This window comes from Chloroflexota bacterium, assembly GCA_026710945.1.
Taxonomy (GTDB): domain Bacteria; phylum Chloroflexota; class UBA11872; order VXOZ01; family VXOZ01; genus VXOZ01.
On the sequence record JAPOQA010000034.1, the window covers coordinates 1 to 9,413 of the forward strand.

Genomic DNA, 9,413 nt, shown 5'->3' on the forward strand with positions numbered 1-9,413 from the left:
CACTGTGTGCAGTTGTTCTACAATCTGAGCGATCCTGGGATGGAGGACATGCTGTACGAGGTGGAACCGGTGCGGCGGTTCGTGGGGCTGCGGCTGTCGGCAGCGCTGCCGGACGAGACGACGATCCTGCACTTTCGGCATATGCTGGAGAAACACCGGTTGGGCGAGAGGTTGTTGGCGGAGATCAACACGCATTTGGCAGGTCGGGGCTTGCGGCTGCGGCAGGGGACGCGACCATCATTGCGGCGCCGACGTCCACCAAGAACCGCGCCGGGCAGCGGGACCCAGAGATGCGGCAGGTGAAGAAGGGGAACCAGTATTACTTTGGGATGAAGCTGCACATTGGCGCCGATGCACAGACGGGGCTCGTGCACAGCTTCAGCGAACAGGGTTCGACACCACGTCGGCGAACGTGCACGACGTGACGCAAGCGGGAGCGTTGCTGCACGGCGCAGAGCAGCAGGTGTGGGGAGACGCCGGGTACGTGGGGGTACAGAAGCGGCCAGAGCATCAGGGGCGCGCCGTAGAGTGGCGCGTGGCGCTCAAGCCCGGACAGCGGCGGAAACTAAAGTCTGAGAGCGCAGCGGCGCAGGTGGAGCGGCGCAAAGCCTCGGTCAGAGCCAAGGTAGAACATCCGTTCCTGTGGGTGAAGCGGCGCTTTGGCTACGCCACGGTGCGCTATCGGGGCTTGCACAAGAACACGCAACGGCTGGCGTTGCTGCTGGGGCTGACCAATGTGATGACGGCCGCACGCCAGTTGGCAACATGACACGGGCGTAGTGCGCCCAAAACACGAGCGGGAGCGAAAAACGCTCCCAGCAGCACCGAAACACGGGCAAAACAGCCCCACCGAAACGCCAAGACACGCCCCAACACGCCCCATAATTCCGCACACACCACTAACACCAAGCCTACACAGAGTTGTTCAGACCTTTCCTAGATCCAAACCAGTCAATCACCGGCTTGCATTCCGAGCAACTTCACTCTCACCCCCGTATCAAGTACGTGGGTAAGGGGGAGAATCCCCGCAATCCGGATAGTTCTCACCAGTCTTGCACACTTTCCGATTGGCCATAGCGGAGAAAGCGGACTGTACAAGCTGCAATCTTCTCACCCCAACTCTCTCCCTGGGGAGAGGAAGAAATCACTGCCTGGGAGAGGGAGTAATCGGTGCCTGGGAAGTGGGAGCAGCCGCTGCCGGGGAGAGGGAGGAAGCCTTGCGCCGCCAGCCCCAATGGTGCTTAGGTCTCCCAGGGAGAGGGAACAACTGCTGCCGGGGAAGACGGAGTGGTTGCCGGTGAGAAGGGGGATTCCCCTGCCGGAGAGAGGGAGTAAGGCTTGCGCCTTTGGCTGAAGCGATGCTACGGCCTCCCTCAAGGTGCGGTAACGCTCAAGAGTGTGGCAGCCGGTTAGGAATCCGACCCAGCGCGTTCCAGGATAAAGCTTCCCCCAATGATGCCTACTCTGAATGTGCCTGAAATCACATCATCTTCCAACATACCGTCAAAGGTCAGTGGGGGGTCCTGGTCCGGGATCACGAAACGAATCCGGCCGTCCGGGAAGACTTCGGCGGTAAAGGCAAGGTTCTCGATCCGCCGCGAAGAAATGTCGAGCGTGCCGCGCAACTCGCCGTCCTCGACAATGAGAGTAGCGCTTACCGGGATATCAGACCCAAGCACCCTTGCATTCCCCTCCCAGTCTCCGACAAGCGATGCTCCCGGGACATCCGGCGTCGGTGTCGGGATGGGTGTGGGCACGACAGTAGGTACTGGAATGGGGGTAAGCGCCGGCGTTGGCGTCGGCGTGGAAATAGCCGTTGGCGCAGGAGTCGGCGTCGCTGTCGGTGTGGGCGCTGCCGTCGGGACTGGCGAAGGAGCCGCGGTTGGTATCGGCGTAGGTACTGCCGTTGGCTGCGGAGTAACGGGGCCTGGGTTAAACGGCCCGCACGTGCTCAACAACACGACAAGCATGCTAGTCGCAAGTGCACGAATGAAAAGCAGCCTTGGTACCCGTAGATACCAAGCTTGTGGGCCGTGCCGCGTTGACGTCGAAAGCCGTGTTGAATTCTTCAGAGCGATGCAACCAAGATGTAGTGAGAATGTACCTGCCAATAAATCAACTATAGCGCACCCGTAGGCTCTCTTGGCTTGCCGTCAGCGGCTGCCCCCTGGTTTCTTAGGAATATCTTAATGTGGAGAAGGGCCGGCAGGCGCCGGCCCTTCTGTAATCTCCAGCTACCGAAAACGTGCCCCCTCCTCGCGTCACTAGCCAGCAAGCGCCTCGTCCACGAGGGCCTGCATGGGCTGCTTCATGCCGCGCAGGGCTTCCTGGACTGTCACCTTGCCCTCAAAGAGGTCTCCAAAGATCGGAGTGATGAGCTGGTCGCGGATCTGGTTGTAGGCGGCGGAACGGAAGGAGCGCCCCGCCGGCACCGCGTATTGCAGCGCGTCGCGGTACACCTCCAGGCGCACCTCCGCCTGGAACTCTGCATCACCGTAGATGTTCTGGGCCCATTCGTCGAAGAAGTCCACGCGGTGGAAGCCGGTACCGCGTGAGATCGCCCAGTTGATAGTCTGGCTGCCCCACTTGATGAGCGCCCAACCGGCATCCGGCTGCTTGGAACCGACCACGATGCCGTTGCCGTCCAGATTCAGGTGCGAGACAGGCTGCGCGCTGGTGCCACGCACGATCGGGCTATAGACGAACGGCGCGCCGCGCTGAATCGCCTCCAGTATCATGAAGAAACCGCCGGGCGCGCTGCGCAACATGGCGCCCCGCTCTTCGACGAATGCCGTCCTGACGTTGGTGCCAAAGAGGTCGCTTACCTGTCCCGGCTTGTCCACGGAGCGGTCCTGAATCGCCATGGTGAAGAAGCGCTCGTAAGCGTCCACGAGCGCGGGATCGTCGGAAGTCACCGTGCGGTTGTCATCGGCGATCCATTCCGTGTCGAAGAGGTTCGGCCAGTCGATGAAGAGGTAGACCGGGCTCGCGCCCAGCAAGCCGAACTGCGAAGTCTTGCCGCCGTCTTCCTTCGTCAGCAGCTTCATTTCAGAGGTAAAGCGGTCGAAGTCCCAGTCGGGGTCTGTCCAGTCGGTGGGCGGCAGGTTCAGACCGGCCTCTTCGTACATGCGCTTGTTGGTTGGCGACACGGGCCAGTCGCCGCCGGACTGATTCGGCAGCGCAAAGAGCTTGCCGTCACGCCGGAACCACGCGTCCATGGCGGCTTCGGGGAAGGGGCTCAGGTCGACCTGGTCCTTGGCCACCCGATCGTCGATGGCTTCCACCGCTCCGAGCGCTGTGAGCGCCGGGTCGGTGAGCCAGGCGACGTCAGGCGCTTGGCCGCCGGCCACGAGAGTCTGCAGGAACTCACGCCGGTCGCCGGTCCAGATGATCCACTTCAGCGTAATGCCGGGGTTGTCGTTTTCAAACGGCTCCTTAACCAGCCCGTCCACGTTATCCAATTGGCGGCTGTTGTGGTGGGTGAGCCATTGCACTTCCACGGGTTCGGCCATGGCGGGTTTCTCTTCCTCCGCCTTGGCAGTCTCTTCCTCGGCCATCTCGCCGCCGGGTTCCGCTGCCATCTGCTGGCCGCAGGCAGCTAGAAAGAGGCTTCCCGCGGAGAACGCGCCGATACTACCGAACAGACGACGGCGCGTGAATTGGTGTCGAAGCTCCACTGTTCATCCTCCATTGCTTAAAGCAAAACTACGGTCACGGGGATCACTGCCACAGAGGGCCTATGGGCAATACCCTCCTTTCCGTAAGCGTAAAGTTCCCTCAGGTAAAATTATGCCCATCAATAGCCATGTGTCAAGATCTGCGCGGCAAAAATCAATCGAAATCCTCGCTGACATGTGGGAAATTACGCCTGCGGCTACAATGTCCCTATGAACCTGTGCAATTCACGGTAGAAGAAATGAAACGTAAGGAGCATGCCCCGTGAATGAGCGTTCCGCCCAACTACGGGCTTTGATCGAGCGACCCGGCATTGTCGTCTTGCCCGGCGCGTATGACTGCTTGAGCGCGCGTCTCGCGGAGCAAGCCGGTTTCGAGACCGTCTTTACGACCGGCTTCGGCTTTGCCGCCAGCGCGCTCGGCGTACCGGACCTCGGCTTGATGACTGCCAGCGAAATCCTGGACCGCGTACACAACATCGTGAACAGCGTGAACGTGCCCCTCGTCGCCGATATGGACACCGGCTACGGCAATCCGCTCAATGTCATCCGTACCGTGAGCGAGTGCGTGGCGCAGGGCGTGGCCGGCATCATCCTGGAAGACCAGGAGTGGCCGAAGAAGTGCGGCCACCTGGAAGGCAAGCGCGTGATCCCTATGGAAGACCACGTGCAGAAGCTGCGCGCCGCGGTGGATGCCCGGGGCGATTCCGGCCTGGTGATCATTGCCCGCACCGATTCGCGGGCGGTTTTGGGCTTGGATGAGGCTCTCGCACGCGGTCAGGCCTATTACGAAGCCGGGGCCGACGTGGTCTTCATCGAAGCGCCCCAGTCGCTGGAGGAACTGCACGCTATCGCCGCAGCATTTCCTACCGCGCCGCTCTTTGCCAACATGATAGAAGGCGGCAAGACGCCCGTCCTCTCACCCGCTGAACTCGCCGAGATTGGCTTCAAGATTGTAGTCTATCCGCTTTCGAGTCTCTTCTCCGCGGCGCGCGCCATGCAGCACGTCTACAAGGCGCTCAAAGAGCACGGCACGACCGGCACCATCACCGACATGACCACCCTGGATGAGTTCACGGAGTGCGTGAACGTGGACCAGTTCCGCGCCTGGGAGAAACAGTACGCCACACGGGAAAGCAGTTGACGGGTCATTTGATTGCTCTGTAGACTCGCAGTATGGGTAGATTTCTAAGGTCGCCAGACCTACGGAACATCCTATACGAAGCTGCCGGTGGGCAGTGTCAAGAATGTGGTGCCCGCTTGAAAGAAGGCTGGCACGCCGATCACATAGTCCCGTGGTCGGTCAGCCACCGAACGAATGTCCTCGAAATGCAGGCGCTTTGTCCGTCCTGCAATGTTAAGAAGGGAAACAGGATGGCAGGATTTCAGTTTGAGGTAGACCTTACTGCATTTCGTGAGCACCAGCGGTTGGCCTACGACACAGTCGTAGAGAATGTACGCAGGGGCAAAAAGACTACTGGGATAGTCTTGCCACCTAGGTATGGCAAGTCAGATGTGATTCGGATGTCGGCGGCCAGACTAATTGCAGATGGCGTTGTTAGTCGGGCGTTCTTTGTTACGCCGAATTCTATTCTCACGGCCCAACTGATCGATGATCGCAAAGTCTCGGACATGGCACACCGATACAAGCTGGGACCTGCCGCCCCGATTACCACAGCTGCTATTGAAAACCGCCCAAGGCTCCCGTTTCCCAATGTTGCATTCGCTGCGATGAATATACAGCTCGCGAATAACAACATGCCGTTTTTCACCGAATTGGTCAAGTCGACGATCCGTAAGACTGGCCTTGCACCAGTGGTGTACTTTGACGAGATTCACACCGCTTCTTTGAGCAACTCTTGGGGTCGGTGCATCAAGGAATGGCAAGATGCCGGAGCTTTCATTGTAGGGCTAACTGCAACCCCATATAGGACGGATAAGCACCGGCTTCCTGGCTTCACGTACCGTTCTGTGTCAAATGAACCTATCACAATCAGGAGGCCAGAAGGCGAAGATAAGGTCATCATCAGCGAAGGTGAGGCACTGCTCTATCAGTTGGAAGCTGATTATGCGATTGGCTTCCGCGAAGTCTGGGATGAGGCAGATCCACCTGTGCTCTGCAAGGTCACTCACCAGCCATTTGAGGTGAATCTCCAGCAGATTGATGGGCTGATGGGCACTCCAATAGGTGCTAGGCGGCTTTCTGAGCTTTCCCAAGACGTGACACGAGCAGCCCTAACTGCCTCTGTGAAGGATGTTGGCGTGGTCAGAGATTCTTGCCAGAAACTGGTCACAGAGCTCACGAACCGACAGAAAGATGACACTCGGACGGCGGCTGTCGTGTTCGTCGGCAATGACACAGCAGAAGACGAACAAGCCAATCAACATGCCAAGAAAGTCGAAGCCGCTCTTCGGGACCTTGCAGACTTTCGGGTTGTACGAGCGACTTCGGCAGACGCGAAGGCTGACGAGACTATAAAGAGGTTCATGGAGGGCGAGGGAGATGTACTAGTGGTCAAGCAGATGGGTGGAGTCGGCTTGGACATCGACCGACTCAAGGTCTGCCTCGACCTATCAAGCATCAGAACTCGAAACAACTTTATTCAGCGATTAACGCGCATTTGCACGGTTTGGAATAGGACAGAAGACCCCCGGGATCGAGTTGCGGCCGCAGTCTATATCAGCCCAGCAGACTGTTTTGCAGAGGCGCTGTTCCAAAGCCTTATACGCGACCAAGGAGGGGAAGCCAGAGAGTATGATTTCCAAGAGGTACGGGAGGAAAAAGCCGGATTTAGGGAGCCCGCGCCGCCTCCAGACACATATGAAGTAACAGGCACAGACGATGCTGCTTTCCGAGATTCGGATGATGTGGTAGCTCCAGGTAGCCAATTGAGTGAAGTTGACCAGATTGTTGGGATATACCCTTCACTTGGACGGTTACTTACTAAGCCCATAATCGCTAAGGGTATCCCGAGACTGAAGGAAGTGTTAGGCGTCGCTCATGTGCCTAAAGAAGAATCCCATACGAATGGCAAACAGTCGTCAGTTGCATCCTCAGCGTTTCGTAACGTGGGCGAAGAGTTGAAACAGAAGCGAGCCGAGGCAAACTCGCTTGCGAAGCAAGTTGCTACACAAAGGCAAAATGGTACTTACAAACCAAAAGACCCAGCCTGGCAGAAGGAAATCGCCCAGACGTGGCACCGTCACAAGCGGCGCGTATTTGGACGCCAGATCGACCTTGACAGGATTGTGGATCCGTCAGAATTCGACCGACTAATCGAGAGTCTAAAGGGAGACCTGAAATCAGGGGTGAGCGGATGAAGAGTGAAGAATTGTCTGAGCAGGACGCGGCTAGTCTGACGGGGCCGCGCGCGCTAAAGGAACCCGGTGATGTCTTATGGTGCTGGCAGACTATCAGCGCACTCCAGTCCATATGGAAGAGCCTAAATCTCGACTTTGAACGTTATATGCGTACATGGGCCGAGGCAGAGGAGCATGCCATTTGGGAGAAAGTCCCGCCCAGAAAGCCGTTCGGCACAAAAGAGGTGATGCTGAAGGCTCTTGAGATTGGAAATGATGTCGCCGCACGTTCAAGAGTAGCGGTTCAGGCGATGCCCGCTCGACCGCTGAACCCCGTTGGAAGCACCGGCGCAACCTACCTCATTACTCGGATCTCCCGAGATCGGCCGGATATTCTGGAGCGAATGAAGAATGGGGAATTCAAGAGCGTAGCCGCCGCCGCCAGGGAGGCGGGCGTCCTGAAGCCCCGCCCAAAGTCAGTTGCACTTCTAGGGAACCCGAAAAGGGTGGCGGCGAACATCAAAAAGCACTACACGCCTGAGCAGGTGAGGGCATTGAAGGATGCTCTATGAGCGAGTTCAACTCGACAAAGACATTGTGAACTCTCCCTAGATCGAGTTGACGTGTGCTTCCCTGTTGATCATTACGCATTGGGCCATTTCTTGTGGTAGACTGATACTTCAGAGAGTGAAGGCGTGCTGCCGCCAACCTTTCGCGCATCGCAGTTCAGTGCAGTCTCAGTTCCTGGCATCCGTATCGCAGCTTCCTAGCGTGGTATTATTTACCTTCTGCTACCTCACTTGTACCTGTCTAAGACGGTCTTGTTATGGCGACGGCGAAGTGCCGGCAGGTCTGTTCAATTCGGAGTTACTCGCATACCTTGCTGTCCCCTATTCCCCAAAATAGGTTCACGCAGGAGCATAAGTCGCGCCAGCCTGCAAGAGACATCCGGTGCATGGTTGGCGTGACTGGGCATTTGGATATGTTGTTTGCAGCGGCTAGTGAAACACAACGATACCAACCGTCAGCCCCCCGAGACCAGAAACCATGCGCCTCCCCAATGACCGGACGTCAGCACGCGTAACCAAGTACGTGCTCCTCATTGCGGGATTGGTCATTGCGGCCACGTTGACCGGATTTCCCGCGCGCGTGCTCAACAGCTATGAAGTCAACCAGCGGGTCCTGGCGCTGGAGCAGCGCCTGGCCGCGCGCCAAGCGGAGAATGAATCCTTGCAACATGAGCTGGCGCGCCGCCACACGGAGGCGTACATCCGCACGATGGCCAAAGAGCGGCTGGGATTGGTGGAGCCGGGTGAAGAGCTGGTGCTATTGCCCCTGGATGGGGATCGTCCGGATTCCGCCATGGAAAATACCAGCGTCCCTGTCAAAGACCTGTTGATCTCCGATACACCGTACGATGCGGAATGGGGGTACTTTTTGGAATGGGTTGCGCTGCTCAAGCGCAATTTCACATGAAGGAACACATACGAGATATGGACGTTCGCATCAAGCGCATCGATCCCACGCTCCCGCTGCCCCGTTACGCCACCGCCGGGGCAGTTGCTTTTGACTTGTGTGCCCGCGCGAGCGTGACTATCGCGCCGCAAGCAACCGCTCGCGTGCCCTGCAACGTGGTGATTGAGGTGCCATCGGGATACGCGCTTGTGGTGGCGAGCCGCAGCAGCACGCCGGTGCGCAAGGGCCTGCTGAAAGCGAACGGTATCGGCATCATCGACCAGGACTACTGCGGCGATACCGACGAGATCCAAGCCCTTTTCTATAACGTGACGTCCGCGCCGGTAACCGTGGAGCGCGGCGAACGAATCGCCCAGGCGTTGCTGATCCCAGTGCCGCGCGTCACGTGGGAAGAGGTGGCAAGTTTTGGCACTGAAGATCGCGGCGGCTTTGGCAGCACCGGCGTCTAGCTGAGGTGCCGTCGCCTAGCCACCGAATGCCTCTCTCTACGCCGTTCTTCCTTCGACAAGCTCAGGACGAACGGACACGCATTGCCGGGCTCCGCCGTTTCTCCTGCAATTGCAACGGACATGCAACCACCTTTGGAACAAGAGCGCATCAATTCGCGCAGCAATACCCCCGTTCGTCCTGAGCTTGCCTGTCCTGAGCTTGTCGAAGGGTCGAAGGATGAACGGATTGTCTTTCCGGGCTCCGCACGTGTGACCATTAGATTGTTTCCACGCTCGCGTCGGCAAACCGGCACGCCTCGCCTGGACTGTAAGTGTTGAGTAATTCGTTGACAGACTTCTCTCCCAAATTGGCAGTGTTGACAGATCATGTCATTCCGAGCGCAGCGAGGAATCTAGGGCCCATGCAACGTGTCGCCCAATAGGCTCAACATCTTAGATTCCTCTCTTCGCTGCGCTTCGTTCGGAATGACATGTGTACTAGTCATGTCTAGCTCTGAGGAAGGTTGCTCTTGTA

At 58.1% G+C, this 9,413-nt stretch carries 10 protein-coding genes; 8 read left to right on the forward strand and 2 right to left on the reverse strand.

The genetic code is table 11. The annotated features are described in order from the left end of the window. From OXE05_06880 to OXE05_06890, 3 genes are all read left to right on the forward strand, one after another. Nucleotides 1-303: transposase (locus OXE05_06880; GenBank protein MCY4437042.1), on the forward strand; the 303-nt coding region annotated here is incomplete at its 5' end. Further along, nucleotides 240-425, forward strand: coding sequence for a transposase (locus OXE05_06885; protein MCY4437043.1), 186 nt, complete (start codon nt 240-242; stop codon nt 423-425). The genes OXE05_06880 and OXE05_06885, both read left to right, overlap by 64 nt. After that, on the forward strand, nt 422-769 hold the full coding sequence (locus tag OXE05_06890; protein ID MCY4437044.1) for a transposase: 348 nt from the start codon (nt 422-424) through the stop codon (nt 767-769). Before OXE05_06885 ends, OXE05_06890 begins: the two co-directional genes overlap by 4 nt. 640 nt (nt 770-1,409) lie before the next feature. Here OXE05_06890 and OXE05_06895 read toward each other — a convergent pair. Together OXE05_06895 and OXE05_06900 are read right to left on the reverse strand one after the other, a co-directional pair. Continuing rightward, nucleotides 1,410-1,961 carry a hypothetical protein gene (locus OXE05_06895; protein MCY4437045.1) on the reverse strand — a complete coding sequence of 184 codons (552 nt, stop codon included), beginning with the start codon at nt 1,959-1,961 and terminating at the stop codon, nt 1,410-1,412. A 303-nt stretch (nt 1,962-2,264) separates the two neighbouring features. Next, nucleotides 2,265-3,677, reverse strand: coding sequence for an extracellular solute-binding protein (locus OXE05_06900; protein MCY4437046.1), 1,413 nt, complete (start codon nt 3,675-3,677; stop codon nt 2,265-2,267). A gap of 262 nt (nt 3,678-3,939) precedes the next feature. On the opposite strand from OXE05_06900, the gene OXE05_06905 reads away from it, so the two are divergent. From OXE05_06905 to dut, 5 genes are all read left to right on the forward strand, one after another. Beyond that, nucleotides 3,940-4,818 (forward strand): oxaloacetate decarboxylase, encoded by an 879-nt coding sequence (locus OXE05_06905; protein ID MCY4437047.1) that lies wholly within the window; start codon nt 3,940-3,942, stop codon nt 4,816-4,818. A 230-nt stretch (nt 4,819-5,048) separates the two neighbouring features. Beyond that, nucleotides 5,049-6,995 carry a DEAD/DEAH box helicase family protein gene (locus tag OXE05_06910; GenBank protein ID MCY4437048.1) on the forward strand — a complete coding sequence of 649 codons (1,947 nt, stop codon included), beginning with the start codon at nt 5,049-5,051 and terminating at the stop codon, nt 6,993-6,995. Next, the gene (locus OXE05_06915; protein ID MCY4437049.1) at nt 6,992-7,546 is read left to right on the forward strand and encodes a hypothetical protein; all 555 of its coding nucleotides are present in this window, start codon (nt 6,992-6,994) and stop codon (nt 7,544-7,546) included. Before OXE05_06910 ends, OXE05_06915 begins: the two co-directional genes overlap by 4 nt. Before the next feature lie 475 nt (nt 7,547-8,021). Continuing rightward, nucleotides 8,022-8,450 (forward strand): septum formation initiator family protein, encoded by a 429-nt coding sequence (locus tag OXE05_06920; protein ID MCY4437050.1) that lies wholly within the window; start codon nt 8,022-8,024, stop codon nt 8,448-8,450. 17 nt (nt 8,451-8,467) lie between these two features. Continuing rightward, a complete protein-coding gene (gene dut / locus OXE05_06925) occupies nt 8,468-8,899 on the forward strand; it encodes a dUTP diphosphatase (GenBank protein MCY4437051.1) in 432 nt (143 codons plus the stop codon). The last annotated feature ends 514 nt before the right edge of the window (nt 8,900-9,413 follow it).

Coding starts and splice junctions, on each gene's coding strand:
- OXE05_06910 (MCY4437048.1), top strand. CDS start 5,049: ATGGCAGGATTTCAGTTTGAGGTAGACCTTACTGCATTTCGTGAGCAC.
- OXE05_06915 (MCY4437049.1), top strand. CDS start 6,992: ATGAAGAGTGAAGAATTGTCTGAGCAGGACGCGGCTAGTCTGACGGGG.
- OXE05_06920 (MCY4437050.1), top strand. CDS start 8,022: ATGCGCCTCCCCAATGACCGGACGTCAGCACGCGTAACCAAGTACGTG.
- dut (MCY4437051.1), top strand. CDS start 8,468: ATGGACGTTCGCATCAAGCGCATCGATCCCACGCTCCCGCTGCCCCGT.